The organism is Paenibacillus sp. YSY-4.3, assembly GCF_054767475.1.
The window spans coordinates 80,738-99,494 of sequence record NZ_BAABMC010000001.1 but is presented as its reverse complement, the minus strand read 5'-3'; the positions used below and the strand labels follow the sequence as shown (position 1 = coordinate 99,494).

The following is an 18,757-nucleotide window of genomic DNA, read 5'->3' as shown; positions in this document are numbered from 1 at the left end:
CAGACATGAGACTGTAACTAACTTAGACTGTAACTGAGACGTGACTTGGATCGAGAATGTGACTTAGAACGAGAAATTGCGCGACGCACAGATATGAGACTGTAACTAACTTAGACCGTAACTGAGACGTAACTTGGATCAAGAATGTGACTTAGAACGAGAAATTGCGCGACGCACAGATATGAGACTGTAACTAACTTAGACTGTAACTGGGACGTGACTTGAATCGAGAATGTGACTTGGAACGTGAAACTAGCGCGACGCACAGACATGAGACTGAAACTAACTTAGACTGTAACTGAGACGTGACTTGGATCGAGAATGTGACTTAGACCGTAACCGAAACTTTTTAACGATTCTCACGATCACTATTTGTCTAAAAATAGCCTCTGTCAGAATGTAACGACACTAGGGAACGCTATTTCAATCTTTACTGCTCCAAGCAGAAAATAAACCGTAAATAGCGTGGCTGACAGTCGTTAGATGTAAAATAAGCGCAAATTGGTACAAATAACGTGGATGAGAGTCGTTAGATTCGAGCTACGAGCTAATTGGCTCACGGGCGGCTAACGAGCTAATTGGTTAACGGGCGAGCTAACCCCAACAGTCGGGTACCTCCTTCGAAATGCATAGTAGATCGTCCACACGGCCAAACCCCTGACCTTATCACTGTCGCCCTTGCAAAAAATAAGCTTCAGCCACAAGAACAGAAACCAAAAAGGACGCCTCCCGGCGTCCTCTCGTGTGCCCAATCCTATGCTTCTTATCCACTTGGTTCTGTTCCCTGTGCTTCCTATCCACTTAGTTTCGTTCCTAATGCTACCTACCCACTTGATCTCCGTTCCCTATACCACCTACCTACTTGATCCCCGTGCCCTATGCTGCATCCACAAATTTAAGCTCTCGGAGCAAATTCAGCAAGATCACTGCAGCTTGGGCGCGAGTTACCTTCCCTTGTGCCTCGAACTTGCCCTGCGGGTTGCCTTTCACGATTCCACGGTCCGCCAAATAGGCGGCCCCGGGCTGCACCCAAGCAGGAATGGCGTGCAGATCCTTAAATATCGCCAACGAGCCCGGCACATTACTTCCATCGCTGCCGTCCACAAGTCGGAGCGCATGGGCGACCATGACGACCATCTCGGCGCGGTTTAACTCTTTCTCCGGATTGAAACGGCCGGATTCATCGCCGGTCACAATACCGTACTGTGCAGCAGTGCCGATCTCCCCGGCAAAAGGCGTATTTGGCCCGACATCAGCAAATTGGCTGTCCCCGATTGCTGTAACCGAGGCCAATCCCAGACCCCGTATTAGCAAAGCCGTAAATTCGCCTTTGTTCACCGCTTGCCCCGGGGCAAAGGTAGATTCGTCCGTCCCCATGACGATCATTCGCGAAGCCAAGCCCTCGATGGCCTGCTCGGCCCAATGCCCATGAATATCCGCAAACGATTTGCGGTGTTCCAGCACAGCATAAATGCTGTTGCCGGGGCGTTTGATTTCAAGTGCTATTCCTTCATCCGTGCGTATTCTCACCGCAGGCACGAAGAGCAATTCATCCGTCGTTTCATCATATTGCACCGCCGTTAACGGCTTATCGGCAAAGTGATCGGGAATGTCAATCGTCCGACTGACATAAGTTAGCCCGAAATAACTGATCTCCCGCTCCTCGTCTTTCCCGGATAAGGTCACTTTAAAGTCAATGACCGTACCCTGCACGATTGCCGCTCCCTGTGCCGCAGCTTTACCGTTAATCTGCTGCAACTTCTCCCCTGCAACGGGGGCCAGGATAACATTGACCGAAACACCCCCATCCCCCAAATCCAGTGCGCCGTTAGCACCCTCTAACTGCTGCAAACCTAGCACATGCAGCGGAAGTCGGTAACTCGCCGATGCGGTACGGATGACCAAGACAAGATTCTTGTCTCTAGCGGCCGCCGATGCCAGCGCCTCTGCCGGAAGTGAGACCTTCACTGCCTGCAAAGCGGAACCCGATCCCGCAGCGCTCTTATCCTCCGCCTGTATGATGATCTCACGGTTCCCTTTCTCAGCGGCCGCCAGAACGGCTTCAACGTCAGACAGCCGCGCGGTAATCCGGATCATTTCCGTGCCGTCCGCTGTTATTTCTTTCGTCCGCTGCAGCTGTTCACCAGACAGTACATGCCCACCCTGACTGCCGTTTCCACCGGCGCCATTAGCCTTATCCGGCTCATTCTTGCCAGTTCCCTGGCTCCCGCCAACGGTACTGCTGCCTCCATTTCCATTTCCAGATCCGCTTCCATTCCCATTCCCATTCCCATTCCCATTGCCGCCACCAGCATTGCCGCCCCCGCTACCATTTCCAGGATTGCCTACAGGCTTCGCTTGTTCAACAATGCGTCCTTCTACACGGGGACTGACCGTCCCGCCCCGCTGCTCCACGTGCTCGATAAAGATTTCATAGTCGGGATATCCAAGATCCTCATAGTACGCACCAAGCGCAATCGCTTCGGCAAAAGATACATAACCGTCTCCCCCATTAGCCACGAAGCTATTAGTTGCCAAACGGTAAGTTGCAGACTCGTTCAGCGGGATGTACCGATCGCCGCTTTGAATCTGGATATCGTACACTTTGCTGCCAACCGGAGCTCCCGGGTCCCACTTGAACTTCATCCCAGCGACCTGCGGAAATTTACCCGGCAGATCGGCAAGCTTGGCGCCGCTAACGCCATTTTCAAGTCCATCCTTAAGCTGTTTGCCGGTGACATCCAAAATAAATAGCGTGTTCCCGAACGGCATCACCGTGCGCAGCTCGCCCATCGTAATTTCGCCTTCATCAATGGAGGCGCGAATTCCCCCGCCATTGGTCAGCGCAATGTCCGCATTTTTGAGAGCCTTCGCTTTCGCCAGCATGCCATCGGCAATGAAGTTCCCCAAATTCGTCTCTCTGGAGCGCACATGCTCACGCTCACCGTCGAGCGCAACGCCGGCATTCCCGATCACCTGCTTCTTGAGCACGTCCAGTTCGGCGTTATACGGCTCCAGCATCGCTTTCAGCTCACGATCTTCCTCTACCTGGCCGTCTACGGGAATGAGCCCTCCGGACGTTTGGCCCGCTCCCGTCAGCACGACGCCGTCACGATCGAAATAAAGATCGACGCGGCCCAAGTATTTTCCCCATTCATTGGCCTGCACGATTACCGTCGGCGCACTGCCGCCCGGGTTCAGGACGATTTCCGGCTCATCCAGCTTCGTATGGGTATGGCCACCAACAATCAAGTCGATCCCTTCCACCGCGCCAGCGAGCTGTTTATCCCGGCTGTAGCCCAGATGGGACAAGGCGATAATGATCTGAATTCCTTCTTGCTCCATCGCCTTTACCGTCTCAGCAGCAGCCTCCACAGCAGGAAGAAACGCAACGTCCTTACCAGGACTTGATGTTTCCTTCGTATCTTCCGTAGTCAAGCCCATCACGCCAACACGTTTGCCGTTTACCTCAAATACGACATACGGATACACGCCGGCATCCCCGGCCGACTTAGGAATGCCAGCTGCCACCGTCTTGGGTGATTTAATCCATGAGCTCATATGTTTATCCTTGCTGAAATCAATATTCGAGCTCACCAGCGGAAACTGTGCCTGGCTCACAAAATCGGCAAGCACGGCCGTTCCCCGATCAAACTCGTGATTGCCAAAGGTCATCGCATCATATTGCAGTTTATTCATGAATGCCAAATCGGCAAGCCCCAGCCACTTAGTAAAATAAAGATCTCCCGAGAACACGTCCCCAGCATCGACCAGCAGACTGTTTCCGGCCGTCTCCTCGCGAATTTCCCTGACGAGTGTTCCGCGTCTCGCGACATCGGCTAAATGGGCATGCGTATCGTTCGTATGCATAACCGTCAGCTTCCAGTCTGCATCGGCAGCCTCACTCACTGTAACTTTCGCCATAGCCATGCCATAGCCATCGTCGCTGATTGCCGTAACCTCTGCGATCCCGGCAGAAACAGGCGTAACGAGTCCATCAGCATTTACTGCAGCAACACCGGCATTGGAGGAGGTCCACTTCACGCCAATTTGGCCAACGCCGACGGCATCCACCACAGCCGTCAGCTTCTCCCCGGCTTCGCCTAAATTAAGATGCAAGTCCGTCTTATTCAAAGTTACCTTAGTAACCTCCAACTCAAGGACGGCCACGGTGCCGCCTACCTCGTTTGCGACGAGCAGCAACGGGCGGCCTGTCGGACTGTCTGGCGCAGCAATGAATTCCAGTCCCTCCGGACCTGTATCGGTATCCAAGCCCGCGCCGAAATCGCGCGTATTCGTATAATTGACAAATTCCGGCGCTGCCGGGTTAGTCACATCATAGGTCATAACGCCGCCGATCCGCTCCAGCCCGATGAAAGCAAACACTTTGTCCCCGACCCGGCCTACCGTGACGTATTCGGGCTCTGGCCCTTTTTTGCCGCTGCGGTCGTCCTTCTCTGTCTTGCTGTGACTCGCATTGAAATTATCCGGGAGGCGCTGAGCCGTAATTTGCTCAAAATCATTGCCGCTATCATACACAAGCCGCATATCCGCAGCATTCCATATGGAGAAAGAACGTCCCCCGAACAAATAAACCCCGTCACTTCCCATATCGCCCGCGACTTCGACTTTATCGTAAACCGTTCCGTTTCCTTCTAGAAACTGCGCCGCCGCAGAGCCGGGGTTCAGCCGGGTTCGCAGCTCGCCAAGCGTTGTGCCGTTCATCCGGCCTGGCCATTCGGTGACGTCTCCTTCATTTGCCGTAAACAGATAGGTTTGGCCGCCAAAATCATAGGCAGCGACTCCGTCCGGCATATATTGGCCGAAGAAAGGGACATTCTCCAGCTTGATCGTCCCATCCTTCACCAAGTCCAATGAATTGGCCGGGTCGCTTAAATCTTTCACGCCTAGCCCCCGCACGGCTGTTACCTTCTTGGCAGCGATATCGATCTCAGCGATCGCGTTGTTCTCCTGCAGCGACACATAGGCAGTCTCTCCATCTGCCGATAGGGCAATGTACTCCGGCTCCAAATCGAATACGGCGTCCGCCTTTGTCCCCGGACCGGTGATGCTGCCGTCTGCACCGGAAGCTCCTCGGATGTGAACCGCATCGTCAATCACCGCAGGATCGTCAAATTTGACATGCGTCACTTCTCCAGTCAGCGTGTCGACGATTGTAACACTGCCTTCCGGATCTACTCCGGCGAGGCGCGGTTCTCCTTCATCCGCCGTCAGTATATAGCGTCCGTCCAGCGTAAACAGAACCATGTCCGGCTGTACGCCGGCCTCGTAGGACGTCAGCAAATTCCCGTCCTCATCCATAACGAGAATTTTGCCCGCTTTGGCTGCATCTGCTTCCTGCACCGCTACGGCTATCCGCTTTGTTTCTGCATGAATATCGACACTGGTCAAATCTCCGTATTGAAAGCCGTCCGTTTCCGCCAATTCCTTAACTTGAATCGTCTTCTCCTTCGTTAAAACTCCGCCAGCCAGCTTGACGATATCGAGGCTCGGCGGATTAGAAGAACCGTTAACGAGATAGAACCTTCTGTTCCCCTTATTGTATTTCACAATCTCGGCCACGCCGCCATCCTTGTTCGTAGAGCCGACCTGGTATGAACCGATTTTGCGAATATAGAGCTTGTCTGTAAAATCGTAAGAGGCCGCCGCATTGTAGACATTTTGCGTTACAGAATATGCCGCCGCAGCTTGTTCATAATCCGCTTGTCCGGCATCAGTTTTGGGGATTTCAACGTTTGATACTTCTAATGCTGCACCATAATCCTCGGCATAAGCTGCAGCCCCCGTAAATAGAGAGCCGGCAAGAAGCTGAACTGCCAGCAGTAAAGATATCGTTCTCCCGCCCGTATTTCGTAACATAATGTCCCTCCCCGTGTTATGTTCATAATCGCCCCCATCATATAGAACGAATGTTATCTCTAACGCTTTAATATTGCCGCATTATGTAAATTTCCCAGCTGATCGCAAATACAAAAAGCCAGCAGGCTTCTTCTTGTAAGGAAGATGAATCCGCTGGCCTTGTTATACTTTATTGCCATATCACTTGCGAATATGACAGAGCTCATCCAATTTCACAGTCATTTGCTCCGCGATTCGCAGCGCCTCTTTCAGTGGAGGCGTCTCTGCTTTGTACGCATTGCTGTGTCCCACATGCTCTCTCCATGCAGTACTTAATAAATAACGCCGTTCCGTCAGCAGCCGGATGAATTCTCCTTCATTGCTGGCCGCCCACTCGGGAGTATGTTCCAACTCAACATGAAATACGGAATGGAGAATCGCTTTCGCCATCACCCAATGCCCGTCGTCTTCAGGATGAACGGCATCGCCGTAAATGTAGTCAGGGTCTTCTTCCCGGCGGGATTGAATATACGACATGACCGCATCCCGGAGATCGACGACGGTATAACCCGACTCCCCACCGAATTGGCGTATATACTGGGCAAAGCGCCCAAGCACATCGTTATATCCTTCGTAAGGAGTGTCATACCCGTACACCTCTGCGCCTTCCCCAAGCGGAGTCCGCTCTGCCGGAACCGACGATAAATCGAACGGCGGCGGAGTCATGAGAATTACCCTTGCCCCTGTCTCCCTTACCCGGTCAACAGCTTTGCGGATCCCGCTGCAATACGCCTCGTAAATGTCCTCCCGGTAAGAATAGTAAATTCCGTCATTCATGCCGTAGCAGATAAAAACCCAATCCGGGCTGCTCTCCTCCAGCGCGCGGTCAAGCCGCTCGAACAGCCATGGACGAGGCTCCTCGAGACCCGGTTCGGACATCCCGGCAACCATCTCTCCGCCAACGCCGAGATTGATGAACTCCAAATCCCCTTGCGGCGGATTTTCCAAAAAATACGCTTCCAAATATCGAATGTATCCCCCGTTTTCCGTGATGCTGTCGCCTAGAAATACGATTCGCTTCTTTAAATGGCCCATACCGTCATCACCTTTCCTGCCAACTTAGGTCTAAAAGTATTTTACCGTACATTGCGGGGGACTGTCGCTAAAAAAATCGATCACCACCTGCCTTCCACCAGAAGACAACGATGATGATCGATCTAAAAAGCAATCATTTCTATATGAATTATGAAGACTTAAGTGCTGCATCAGGCGCCGCCTGAGATTGTCGGGAAATAACGAACAGCGTGGCCCAAATCAGCATAAATCCGAAGGCCTGAGCGACCGTGACCATTTCCTGAAAGGCAATCCAGTTGATAAGCACCCCGACCATCGGGAAGCTCAACTCTGCAAGCGTGGCGACGGAGGCCTTAGTCGTAGTCAGCCCTTTATAGTAGACGAGCAGGCTGAGCAGGCCTGGCAGCAGCGCTTGACCGAGCAAGTTCAAAGATACGGCCGCAAAAGCACCAGACTCCGTAGGAATGTTCCAAGCAGCCCCTTCGTTCCAGGTGATCGCGAACAACAATGGCAATGCCAGCAGGAAACGAAGCGAGGTTACTGTCTCGTATTTCATTTGGCCTACCATCAGACGGCCCATCACCGTAGAACCGCCCCACAGAGCCGCCGCGCCAAGCGACAGCAGGCTGCTGACGTGCACGATTTCACTCCAGTGCCCGATCGGCAGCGTAAAGCCGAAGGTCAGCAGATAGGTACCGCCCAGAGCCAGAATAATCAGCCAAGAAAAATGACGCGGCAAGCGTTCCTTCAGCAGCATCCTTGCCAGCACGATCGCAAACAGCGGCTGGAGCTTCTGCAGCAGCAGGACGGCATTCGGATTGCCGTTAACGAGTCCCATCGTGAACAAAATGGTAGCTATGGCCGATCCGCCCCATGATATAAAGAGCAGGGCCCCGGCTTGCTTCCAGCCCAATCCTCGCAGCTCCTGGCGATTCTTCCACATCACCGGAATGGCGATTAGTGCGATAATGATATGCTCCAGCAGCACGATTTGTGCGGATGTAAGCGACTTAAGCAGTATGATGCGAAACAACGGATCGGCACCCCAGAGGGCAGCTCCGAGAACGACCAGCCAGAACCCGCTTTTCGAGCGGGCGGCTTGCAGCGGCAGCGAAGGTTTGATTTTGACTCCTACAGTTACGTTTTCCATCTTGCGGTCTCCTTACCTTGAATACGGAGTCTTATACGCAGAAAACCCCCGTGATCGACAACGTCGACCTGTACGGGGGCTGATCAAATAAGCTTGCCTGGACATGACAAATCCACAGCATGCTTATCCTTGATCTTCTCCCATCCGGACTTTACCGTCGGCCCTGGAATTTCACCAGATCAGTCCCTGCCTAATTCAGACAAGGAGTCGCGGGCTGAAGGCCGTTCAAGGAACGGACTATCACCGCCGGTCAGGAATTTCACCTTACCCCGAAGATCCATATTCAATTTCGTTTTTTGTATTTCAAAAATTGTCTTATTGCTTTGAATTTAGAATACTACAAATTAACGCTTATTCCTATGAAGGAAGTCACATTTGAAATCATATCATGATATATTTCATGTAAATTCATTTCACTTTCAACTATTATAACATTTTTTCACACGTTGTGTAGCCACTTTTTATTCTAAAAAGATTTGTTAAAATGTTCTATATAAATATCCGGAAAAAGAGGTGCCCATCATTTGCCTAATCTGCTTGAATTGGAACAATTGAAGAAGAGCCATGCGGACTCGCCTGGATCTCTTCTTTTTAGCAATGCCAGCGCATCCGTGGCCAGCCACGACCGCGTTGCCCTCCTTGGCATGTCGGGACAAGGGAAAAGCACCTTACTGCGAATCCTGTCTCTGCTGGATGCAGCCGACGAAGGCGATATCCGCTTAGAGGGCATATCCTCCAGGCAAGTCGACCCTATAGAGTGGCGTAAAGCTGTCTGCTACGTGGCCCAACAGGCCGTCATGCTGCCCGGCAGCGTCGAGGATAATTTGCGGACGGTACATCAATTGCACCGCGTTCCTTACGACGCTCCGTTTGTGAGCAAACTGCTTGCGCAAGCAGGCCTTGAAGCGATCGACCTCAGCAAAAATGCGGCTGATTTATCCGGCGGAGAGAAGCAGCGCATCGCCTTGATACGTTCTCTCCTGCTGCGGCCAAAAATACTTTTGCTCGACGAAATCACGGCTTCGCTGGATCAGAGCAACGCTCAAAGGATTGAAGAACTGCTCCGAGCATGGCACCGCCAGGAAGGCACCGCTATGATCTGGGTGACGCATCAACTGGAGCAGGCTGCCCGGATCAGTGATCATGTCTGGTTTATGGGTAATCACACCTTGTTGGAGAAAACACCGATGAAGCAATTTTTTGAGCAGCCCGAGACAGAACTTGCCCGTAAGTTTCTGAACCAGCCGCTGGACAGGGGTGAATTATGTCTCTCTTAGCACTCAGCTTTACGATTATTTTCGTGATGGTCACGATGCTGATCTCCGTATGGCAGAAGCTTGGTTTGGAAAAAGATATCGCCATCGGAACGATCCGCGCCGCTGCGCAGCTGCTGCTCGTCGGTTACGTGCTTCAGTTCGTATTTAACAGCAATCATCCGTTATTCATCATAGCTATCGTCATATTCATGATTACCGTCGCTGCCAGCAATGCCGCCAAGCGAGGCAAAGGGTTAAAAGGTATCTGGTGGAGAGTAGCCATCGCCATCTCGGCGACGGAATTGCTCATGATGGGTCTCTTGCTGGGTCTGGACATCATAGAGCCAACCCCCCAATACATCATTCCGATCAGCGGCATGACCATTGGCAACGCAATGGTGGTAGCCGGGTTGTTCCTGAATCAGTTCAAACGCGATATCCACGCTTCGCGCGGCGAAATTGAAACGCTCCTGTCCCTCGGCGCAACCGCTCGAAGATCGGTTCAGGATGTCATGAAGCGTTCCGTGAAATCAAGTATGATTCCGACGATTGACGGGATGAAAACCGTGGGACTCGTCCAACTGCCGGGCATGATGACCGGTATGATCATTGCCGGAGCCGATCCCGTCGAGGCGGTTCGCTATCAAATCCTGATCGTGTTTGCCTTTACCAGCTCCGCAGCCATTACCAGCATCCTGCTCAGCACGCTCAGCTATCGCCAATGGTTTACGAAGGATTTGCGTCTGCGCCGCGTCGAATTATAATGATGTACGCCAGAGCGTGAAGCATTAATAATATGATTTAAAGCAAAAATCCGGGGCCTTAGAAGTCCCGGATTTTTCTTTGATCGTCGCTTATAATCATTCGAAAGCAGGAATGGCGATTTCATCGTAATTGTCCTGCAGGAACTGCTTCACCTCTGGACCGGACATAGCCTTGGCCAGCTTCTGCACCGCTTCGGAATCTTTGTTATCCTCGCGTGCTACCAGCGTGATCGCAAAGTTGGATTCCGCCGTTTCGGTCAGTAGCGCGTCCTTCTTCGGCGTCAAGCCGAGCGGGCTGGCATAGGCAGGTGTCATGAGCACAAGATCCGCGTCATCGAGCATCCGTGCCAGCATGAGCAAATCCATTTCCTCGAACTTGTAATTTTTCTCATTCTCGATAATATCTGCTTGCGTCGCCTCAATGCCCACGCCTTCCTTCAGCTTGATAATACCGGCTTTATCCAGCATATCCAGCGATCGTCCGATGTTGGACGGATCGTTAGCGATGGCGATCACCGCGCCCTCCGGCAGCTCTTCCATCGATTTATAGCGCTTTGAATAAGCGCCATATATAGCGTGGTAGACCGGCTGAACGGCTACTAGATTAGCGTTCTTGTTCTGGTTGTACTGCTCCATATACGGGACATGCTGAAAGAAGTTGACGTCCACTTCCTTGTTCGCCAGCGCATCGTTCGGCTGGATGTTGTCCGACAATACGACAAGCTCCAAATTAACGCCTTCTTCCTTCAACAGCGGCTGAACGAGCTCGAGGATTTCAGTCATCGGCGGAATGAGCGTTGCCACTTTAAGTGTGACCTCCTCCTGCTGCTGCGGCGATTCCGCTGGCGAAGCTTCCTTATTCACTGCGCCGTTATCCGCTTGTTTACCGCAGCCGGCCACAACAACCATAAGTAATGAGAGCATAAGTATCCATTTTTTCATCGTATGTTTCCCTCCGAATATTTTTCTAAGTATGTTGTAAAAAAACAATTAATCTCCTCAGCTATGACCGCTTATCCAGTATTCTGGAAATCGTCGTGCCTGCATACTGAATGCCCTGCACCAGCACAATCATCAATAGGATCACCCCGGTCATCAGCTCCGTCTCAAATCGCTGATACCCATAGCGAACGGCAAAATCGCCAATCCCGCCGCCTCCGACGATTCCCATGACAGTCGAATAAGAAATGAAGCTGATCGTCGACGTAGTTAACCCAAGTACCAGGCCCGAGCGGGCCTCCACGTACAAAAACTTGACGATCATCTCCAGCTTGGACGCGCCCATCGAGCGCGCCGCTTCGATCACGCCGCGCGGCACATCGAGCAGCGCCTGTTCCACCTGCCGGGCATAGATAGCAATCGCCACGACCGACAAAGGAATCGAGGCCGCCAGCGTGCCAATCGCCGTACCGACGATCATCCGGGTGAGCGGAATCATGAAGACGACCAGCAGCAGGAACGGGAAGGAGCGGATGACATTAACGAGGCCGTTGAGCACCCACGACCAGGTGCGATTCTCATAGATCTGGCCTTTGCGGCACAGGAACAGCAGCGTACCGACGGGCAGGCCGCAGAGGATCGCGGCGACAACCGAAATTCCGACCATGAAGAACGTCTGGCCGATCGCCTTCCTGATCTCGGCCTCGTATTGAATCATGCTGTCCAGCATTACAGAAATATCAAACATCGCGGAGACCCTCCGTACCTAGCAATTGTTCCCTGTACGATTTCGGAGACGGAAGCGCGGCAGCTTGATTCCGCGGCTGCAGTGCAAAGCTGTCCGTCAACCGGCCGTCCTCCATCACGGAGACCCGATGACATATTTGCGCTACCACGTCCATCTCGTGCGTGACGATAACGATCGTGACTCCCAGAGTCTCGTTCACATGCCGCAGGACGCCAAGGATATCATTTGTCGTCTTCGGATCGAGGGAAGAAGTCGGCTCGTCGCAGAGCAGCACCTTCGGGTGATTTGCCAAGGCACGAGCTATCGCCACGCGCTGCTTCTGCCCTCCGCTGAGCGCCGCCGGGTACTCCTCCGCTTTGTCCGATAACCCGACAAATTGCAGGCACTCGCGAACCCGCTCCGATCGCTGCTTCCTCGGCAGCCCGGCCAGTTCCAGGGGAACGGAGACATTGCCGCTTACTGTACGATTCTGGAGCAGATTAAACTGCTGAAAAATCATGCCGATCGATCTTCGCGCCTGGCGCAGCTCGGCTTCGCTCATGCCGGTCCAATCCCGGCCTGCCACGATGACCCTTCCCGCATCCGGAGCTTCCAGCATATTCATCAGGCGCAGCAGCGTGGATTTCCCTGCACCGCTAGTTCCGATAATTCCGTGAATCGATCCTTCCTCAACCGCGAGAGTTACCTCCTGAACCGCAGCCAACCTGTCATTGCGCTGCTTGCTATAACTCTTGCTTACCTCCTTCAGGGATATCATCCGATTCTCCCCCTTTGACCACCCTAAAATTGTATCACTAATATTAAACGACTGTTATACCCATGATCTTCTTATGATTATACGTGATTAATATCACTGTGTCACTAATTTAAATAAATACAACAACCCATTCAGGCGTAAATACAGGACAAAAAAACCGAAAGACGGCCGCACACATGCGGTTATCTTTCGGTTTTAATGCTGATTATTTGCATAGAAATAATTGAAATTAATTCTCCAGCCAGCTTTCGTCCCAAATGACATAGCCCGTGGAATCTTCCCCGGCCGGTCCGATAAATTTAACGTACAGCTCGGTTGTGTTGTTAGGCAGTACCAGGACGTTCTCAACTACGGTGCCGTTATCGATTTTACCTGTAGCAAAGGCTTGTCCGTCCTTGTCGGCAATCGTGTACGTTCCGGAATATACTTTATCAGACTTCGGCGTCTTGAAGCCAACCAGCACGCCGACTTTTTTCGTGCCATTCTGGACCTTAAAGGCAACGCCTTGTCCGGCGCTGTTCACGCCTGTAACCGTGAACGCCGCTTCGTATTGCGTCTCTCCGAACTGCAAGTCTGCCTTGTTGCGAGTGATGCCGCTTGTATAGTAGCTCCATTTGAAGTGAGATACGTTATTTACGCTAAAAGGACTGCGCTCTCCCTTGCCCGGAGTTTCGGCAATCGGTCCCGTCGTAATCGAAATTTGCTGTTTGGCCGCATCGTAGCGAATGTCCGCGCCGGTAGCCTCGGCCACAGCACGCAGCGGTACGTAGGTCGTCCCTTTATAGCTGATTGGAACAGCCTTCGCCCCGTTTGCATCTTTAGCCGTCCATGCCTGTCCGTTCAATAAAAACGAAATGCCGTGATTCAGGTTAGCCTGAATGCGCTCCAATGTGGAAGCCGCAGACACGCCGGCGGAGAAAGTCAATAATAGAACAAGCGCCATCCCGATCATTGCCGTCTTTTTGGTTTTCATTTTCAAGAGTCATCTTCCTTTCCCAAAATATGCTATGTATTTAGTTCTACATAATAATACATTATTCTACATTCTTCTTGAATGTGTCGAAGTCCCCAATTTCCAGGCAATTCCTTTAGAGAATCAAGGGAATATCAAGGCAATCACGACAAAAAGGCCCATCGAAATCCTTCGATCGGCCTATAAAGCATACTTGTCTTTATTGTTTTCAACTATCGTTAGACACTTGGCGAATTGTCTGTTTATGCGGCTATTTGTCTAGTTCCTTTAATTTAAGTTCCAGTTCCTTCACGCTCAGCCGGGTAAATGCACCATTGGCCGATCCTGCGTATATTTCGTCTCCCATCATGTTCAGCAGGCCGCTTCTAGCTCTTTGCTCCCTTAATTCTGCGTATCCCATCCGGATGTCCTGTATGCGGCCCGCAATATGTCCATCCTTCTTGCCGAGCGCAAGTAGATCGGATCCGTAGGGCAGCAGGACGTATTCAGCTAGCAGCACGTAGCTGCCTGGCGCCATGTTGGACAGATCCTGACCAGTGTTGACGGGAAGCATCCATACGACCCGTCCTGTCAGCAGCTCCATTTTTGCCGGGACGCCGTCCAGAACCAAATACATATGTTTCCCTTCGATGATGCCTTTCGATGCTTGCCCCGGTAAAGTCCAAAGCTCCTTGGCGGCAACCGCATCATATAATATTGATTCATAGCTCTCAGCGGAGGACTCTGATGACTTGGACTTAGCTGGCAGCTGTCGCTGTACAAGAAGGTATTGCTCATTCAGCACCTCAAAGCGTTCTCCCGCCTTCACCGGATACCGGGCAACCTCGCCTCCCGTTTCCAGATCGACGAGCAGCCACTGACCTCCATGAAGAATCCATCTTCGTAAACTGCTCTCCGGCACAAAAGGATCGAGTCTCGGGCCGCCGGCATAATACGGATATAAATGAGGGTCTTCGCCGGTAACGGTGTCCGCCTTCAGCGTCCAGGCTATTTTACCGGTATCCGTCCCCCTGGCTTGCAGCAGCTGGCCTGCCTGGATGAGCACATACGGATCGTCTGCTCCGGAGTTCAACACCCGGTAATCGCCTTCTATAGTAATTTCCCACTTCTGCTTCCCTGTCATCCTGTCCACCACGGCCAAATGGCCTGTTTGGCGGCCCATATCCGGCCGATCATAAATGATGACGGAGTCCTTGGCCCCGCCGATTTCCAGGAATCTTCCTTCCTCTCCATCCTCCAGCCTCGATTCCCAGAGTACTTTTCCATCGGCAAGCCGAACCTGGCGTACCCGGTCCTCATACGCTTGCTTCTCTGGACTGAACGATGTATAGACGGTGACCGAATCATCCGTATTCCCCATCATGGTGAGCAGCCTGCCGTATCCGACATCGATTTGCCACAGCTTCTCCCCCGTCAGCCGATGAACGCCATATACGTTAGAATCGTCGTGCATCCCGCTGAAACGGCCATCATCCCCATGAACCAAGAGGACTTCATCGCTAGCCCCGGTTAAGTAGGCGTACTGTAAGTCTCCCTGATTCCGCCATACGGAGGGCATTTCCAGTGTGGCCGGGAGCGAACCCGTCATGAAATGATGGGTGAAGAGGTAGTCTTCGCCGGTATACAGCCAGCTCATCGGCTTATCGCCTGCCGGCCATATCCACTTGGCTGTCTCAAGTCTGCCCGCCGGGGAGAAGTAAGCGATGAAATGCCCCTCTGGACGTACAAATCTCCAGCTCTCGCCTAGCAGGAACGTGCGCCCCGCAAGTTCAACATTCCCTGAATGCTCCTTCACGGCGGGCTGACCCAGGAGCCTTGCTGTTTCCTCAGCAGAAGCTCCCTTATGAAGCAGCAGCAAGGCGATATCTCGGACCGCTGCAATGGGAACAGCCGAGCGTTGCTCCATTAATCCTGCGGAAATCTCTTCTTGTTCCACAACCTGGCTCTCATGAACCCACAGCAAGATAGGCCGGTTAATGATATAGTCTTCATGCCAATGTGCCGGGCTTGCGACAATGCCATACCAATCGTCCCACCTGGCAACCGATATCGGGCGTTCTTCCCGATTCCCCAGAGCGCTGGCGCTCCACTGAACCGAGCTGCCGGGTGTCAACGACAGCTTTGTCTTTGCGCGGAGTCTTACGTAGGCCGGTGCGGTATTCACCACCCGGCTTGAAGCCGCCGTCGTATACCATACCGGAACCCATAGCTTCCCCCGGGATGGATCCTGCAGCGATACCATTTCGCCCGATACGGCTTGCACGGCAAACGACTCCCCTTGGTGACCGATATAATTCACCTTGAAACTATCGATGGGCTCCTTCCCGGTTAGCGGATCAGCAAAATAGGGAGCTTCCTGCTTGAGCATAAGCTGATCCCCCGCTCGGATATGGGCATTCGCTTTCTGAGCTTGGATTTGATTCCCCGGAGAATTACTGCTGCCTCTCACGTTCGCTGATGTTGGCGCATCTGCCAATAGCTGCGTCAACAGAATAGCCGTGCAAATAACCATGAAACCGCGAATATTCACAAGGATTCTTCCTCCTTTTTCCAAAACCTGTCTACATCTTAGACGCTCAGAAAGCAATTAAGTTGCCCTCTCCCATTTACTTAGCACTCAGCGTGTTCACATCTCCTCTAAAGCCCCTTCATACCTTTGCAGCACTTGCTCCAGCTCATCCATGCGGACAAAGCGAGCTTCCCGGTAAACTTCCTTTCCTTGAAAAAAAAGCAGCAATGTCGGTGCAGACAAGGCCAAATATTCCGCCGCTGTATCTGGAGCATCCCCCATAAATACGTAGATTCCCCTAACATTCGCATAGGACTCCAGCAAGTCGGTAACCTTCACTTGAATCGATTCACATACGCCGCATTGGCTCGTCTTGATTAGAAGCAGCACCAAAGGGTGCTCCTGGATCGTCAGTTTAATTTCGCTCAGTTGATATAATCTCTGCATGCGAACCCGCCTCTCTGCTATTAAATGGAGGGCATCACGTTTCCGCCGCTTACCGGAATATACGCTCCCGTAATGAAGCCCGCCAAATCGGAAGCCAGGAACGCCACCGCATTCGCAATATCCTGATCTTCCCCCCGGTGCTTCAGAGGAATCTGCGCGACATATGCCGCATCATGCAAATCGCCTGCGCCGCGATCCTGCTCGCTGATCGTCCAGCTCCGCGCAGATCCGTTCCTTCATCTCCAGTATGGAAGACTCCTTCGTAACATCTCCTTGTACGATGATAGCCGATCCTCCTGCGGAGTTGATTTCCTGCTGCAACTCCTTCGCCTTCACTTCATTATTATTGTAATGAATCGCAATATTGGCTCCACACTCGGCAAGCGTTCGGGTTATCACTCTCCCGAGCTGCCCTGTCGCCCCCGTGATCAACGCTATTTTCCCTGTCAGATCGATTTGCATCATGTCCTTCGTCCCTTCCGTTACCCTTAGTCATTCTCCCCTTTGTTTTAGATTATAGAATAGATAAGCATCTATTTCACCGAACCCATCATCCCCGCCACAAAATGCTTCTGCATCAGGAAAAATACCAGCGCCGTCGGCAGCGTCGCAATGACAATCGCCAGCATGATAAGGCCGTAATCCGGTGAGTAACCCGACCCCAATGTGGAAATGAGCAGGGGGATCGTCTTCTGCTCCGGCGATTGCAGCACGATGAGCGGCCACAAATAATTGTTCCAGCTCGACATGAATGTGATGATGCCCGCAGCAGCGTAGGTCGTCTTCATCGTAGGCATGAATATTTTGAAAAATATCCCGAGCTCGCTCAGCCCATCCATGCGCCCTGCTTCCACCATATCCTTGGGGAACATTTTCGAATTCTGCCGGAAAAAGAAAATCAGAAACGCCGTCGTAATCGTCGGCAGCATGACCGAAGCCATCGTATCGATCCCGATCGCCGGAAGGGTGCCGGAAATGTTGGCGAACATCCGATAGAGCGGGATCATCAGCGCCGCAAATGGAATCATCATCGATAACAACAAGATGTTAAAGACGATATCCTTCGCCCGGCTGCGGAAAATTTCAAACCCATAGCCGGCCAGCGACGCGATGACAATCGCCAAAACCGTCGTAAACACGGATATTTTCGCGGAGTTCCACAATGACGTCCATAGATCAGTTGATTCAGCCAGCTTCCGGAAATTGTCCAGCAAATGACTGCCGGGCAGCAGCCGGCCCTTCGTGACATCAACCGACTTGTTCGTAGCGCTCACGACCATCCACAGGAAGGGAAAAATCGAGACGAACGCCGCGCCGCCAAGAAAAGCGTAGGTGAATACGCGCTTCAGCTTCCTCATTTTTTATCACCTGCCACTTTAAATTGTAGGATAGACAACAGAACGATGATGACCACGATAGAGTACGATACGGTTGCCGCATACCCGAAGTCCGCTGTGTACTTGAAGGACAGATTATAAATATATTGCGAAATCGAGAGCGTAGCGTTGCCGGGCCCGCCCTTCGTAATGTTCATGACCTCGTCGAAGAGCTGCAGCGTACCGATCGTGGATGTAATCGAGGTGAAAAGAATGATCGGTTTCAGCATCGGAACCGTGATTTTCGTAAATTGCTTGAACGATGATGCCCCATCGATCCGTGCAGCTTCATAGATAGAACTGTCGATATTTTGCAGCGCCGATAAGTAAAAGATCATGTTATATCCGGTCCAGCGCCAGGTAATCGCAACAATGATCGTAATCTTCGCCCAGAACGGATCGGTAATCCACTGGATCGGCATCTGGATGACGGATAGCTTCATGAGCAGCGAGTTCACCAGCCCGTCTGCCGCAAACAAATATTTGAACACGACGGAGTAAGCAACAAGCGAGGTAACGCATGGCAGGAAGATCGCCGTCCGGAAAAACCCGCGAAATTTCAGCTTGCTGTCGTTCAGCAGCACCGATATGAACAACGCGAGAAGGATCATGATCGGAACCTGAATGATCAAATAAATGAACGTGTTTGATAAGGCCGTCAGGAATGTTTTGTCGGATAGCAGCCTTACGTAGTTGGATCCTCCCGTATAAGTCAAATTGCTCCCCGTTCCGGTCTTGAAGGACAGGATCAGCGCCTGAACCATTGGATAGAAATAGAAGGTCGCGATCATGACCACGGCAATCAGGATGAAGCTCCACCCGGTTAAATTGCTTTTGGCGCGGATGCTAAGGCTTGTTCTGTCCGCTTTCATCGTTAGCAAGAGCCCCTTTCTGCCTTTAAAATA

Annotated in this window: 14 protein-coding genes, 1 pseudogene and 1 riboswitch; of the genes and pseudogenes, 2 read left to right on the top strand and 13 right to left on the bottom strand. The window is 52.1% G+C overall.

Annotated features, from left to right (window positions below; all coding sequences use genetic code 11):
* Positions 1–876 precede the first annotated feature (876 nt).
* The 3 genes from ACYUJT_RS00415 to ACYUJT_RS00405 form a co-directional block, all read right to left on the bottom strand.
* The gene (locus tag ACYUJT_RS00415) at positions 877–5,880 is read right to left on the bottom strand and encodes a choice-of-anchor I family protein (RefSeq protein WP_460317925.1); all 5,004 of its coding nucleotides are present in this window, start codon (positions 5,878–5,880) and stop codon (positions 877–879) included.
* A 180-nt stretch (positions 5,881–6,060) separates the two neighbouring features.
* Positions 6,061–6,954, bottom strand: coding sequence for an SGNH/GDSL hydrolase family protein (locus tag ACYUJT_RS00410; protein WP_460317923.1), 894 nt, complete (start codon positions 6,952–6,954; stop codon positions 6,061–6,063).
* Positions 6,955–7,102: 148 nt separating this feature from the next.
* Positions 7,103–8,083, bottom strand: a complete 981-nt coding sequence (locus ACYUJT_RS00405) for a DMT family transporter (RefSeq protein WP_460317921.1) — start codon at positions 8,081–8,083, stop codon at positions 7,103–7,105.
* A gap of 128 nt (positions 8,084–8,211) precedes the next feature.
* A riboswitch (FMN riboswitch) is annotated at positions 8,212–8,364 on the bottom strand.
* A 243-nt stretch (positions 8,365–8,607) separates the two neighbouring features.
* Here ACYUJT_RS00405 and ACYUJT_RS00400 point away from each other — a divergent pair.
* Together ACYUJT_RS00400 and ACYUJT_RS00395 are read left to right on the top strand one after the other, a co-directional pair.
* Entirely contained in the window at positions 8,608–9,360 is a 753-nt protein-coding gene (locus tag ACYUJT_RS00400) for an ABC transporter ATP-binding protein (protein WP_460317919.1), read from the top strand.
* Positions 9,348–10,103 (top strand): ABC transporter permease, encoded by a 756-nt coding sequence (locus tag ACYUJT_RS00395; protein ID WP_460317918.1) that lies wholly within the window; start codon positions 9,348–9,350, stop codon positions 10,101–10,103. Before ACYUJT_RS00400 ends, ACYUJT_RS00395 begins: the two co-directional genes overlap by 13 nt.
* Positions 10,104–10,199: 96 nt before the next feature.
* On the opposite strand, the gene ACYUJT_RS00390 is transcribed toward ACYUJT_RS00395, so the two are convergent.
* The 10 genes and pseudogenes from ACYUJT_RS00390 to ACYUJT_RS00345 all read right to left on the bottom strand — a co-directional run bounded on the left by ACYUJT_RS00390 (position 10,200) and on the right by ACYUJT_RS00345 (position 18,724).
* Entirely contained in the window at positions 10,200–11,045 is an 846-nt protein-coding gene (locus ACYUJT_RS00390) for a MetQ/NlpA family ABC transporter substrate-binding protein (RefSeq protein ID WP_460317916.1), read from the bottom strand.
* A 61-nt stretch (positions 11,046–11,106) separates the two neighbouring features.
* Positions 11,107–11,790: a methionine ABC transporter permease gene (locus ACYUJT_RS00385; RefSeq protein ID WP_460317914.1), complete on the bottom strand. Its 684-nt coding sequence runs from the start codon at positions 11,788–11,790 to the stop codon at positions 11,107–11,109.
* Positions 11,783–12,547 carry a methionine ABC transporter ATP-binding protein gene (locus tag ACYUJT_RS00380; protein WP_460317912.1) on the bottom strand — a complete coding sequence of 255 codons (765 nt, stop codon included), beginning with the start codon at positions 12,545–12,547 and terminating at the stop codon, positions 11,783–11,785. Before ACYUJT_RS00380 ends, ACYUJT_RS00385 begins: the two co-directional genes overlap by 8 nt.
* A 229-nt stretch (positions 12,548–12,776) precedes the next feature.
* A complete protein-coding gene (locus ACYUJT_RS00375) occupies positions 12,777–13,520 on the bottom strand; it encodes a stalk domain-containing protein (protein ID WP_460317910.1) in 744 nt (247 codons plus the stop codon).
* A 250-nt stretch (positions 13,521–13,770) separates the two neighbouring features.
* Entirely contained in the window at positions 13,771–16,050 is a 2,280-nt protein-coding gene (locus tag ACYUJT_RS00370) for an outer membrane protein assembly factor BamB family protein (protein ID WP_460317908.1), read from the bottom strand.
* A gap of 96 nt (positions 16,051–16,146) precedes the next feature.
* Positions 16,147–16,476: a thioredoxin family protein gene (locus ACYUJT_RS00365; protein ID WP_460317906.1), complete on the bottom strand. Its 330-nt coding sequence runs from the start codon at positions 16,474–16,476 to the stop codon at positions 16,147–16,149.
* A gap of 20 nt (positions 16,477–16,496) precedes the next feature.
* Positions 16,497–16,634 (bottom strand): annotated as a pseudogene (locus ACYUJT_RS00360) (SDR family oxidoreductase); the annotation flags it as partial.
* Between the two features lie 13 nt (positions 16,635–16,647).
* Positions 16,648–16,941, bottom strand: coding sequence for an SDR family NAD(P)-dependent oxidoreductase (locus tag ACYUJT_RS00355; protein ID WP_460317904.1), 294 nt, complete (start codon positions 16,939–16,941; stop codon positions 16,648–16,650).
* A 68-nt stretch (positions 16,942–17,009) separates the two neighbouring features.
* The gene (locus tag ACYUJT_RS00350) at positions 17,010–17,834 is read right to left on the bottom strand and encodes a carbohydrate ABC transporter permease (RefSeq protein ID WP_460317902.1); all 825 of its coding nucleotides are present in this window, start codon (positions 17,832–17,834) and stop codon (positions 17,010–17,012) included.
* Positions 17,831–18,724, bottom strand: coding sequence for a carbohydrate ABC transporter permease (locus ACYUJT_RS00345; protein WP_460317900.1), 894 nt, complete (start codon positions 18,722–18,724; stop codon positions 17,831–17,833). Before ACYUJT_RS00345 ends, ACYUJT_RS00350 begins: the two co-directional genes overlap by 4 nt.
* Positions 18,725–18,757 lie beyond the last annotated feature (33 nt).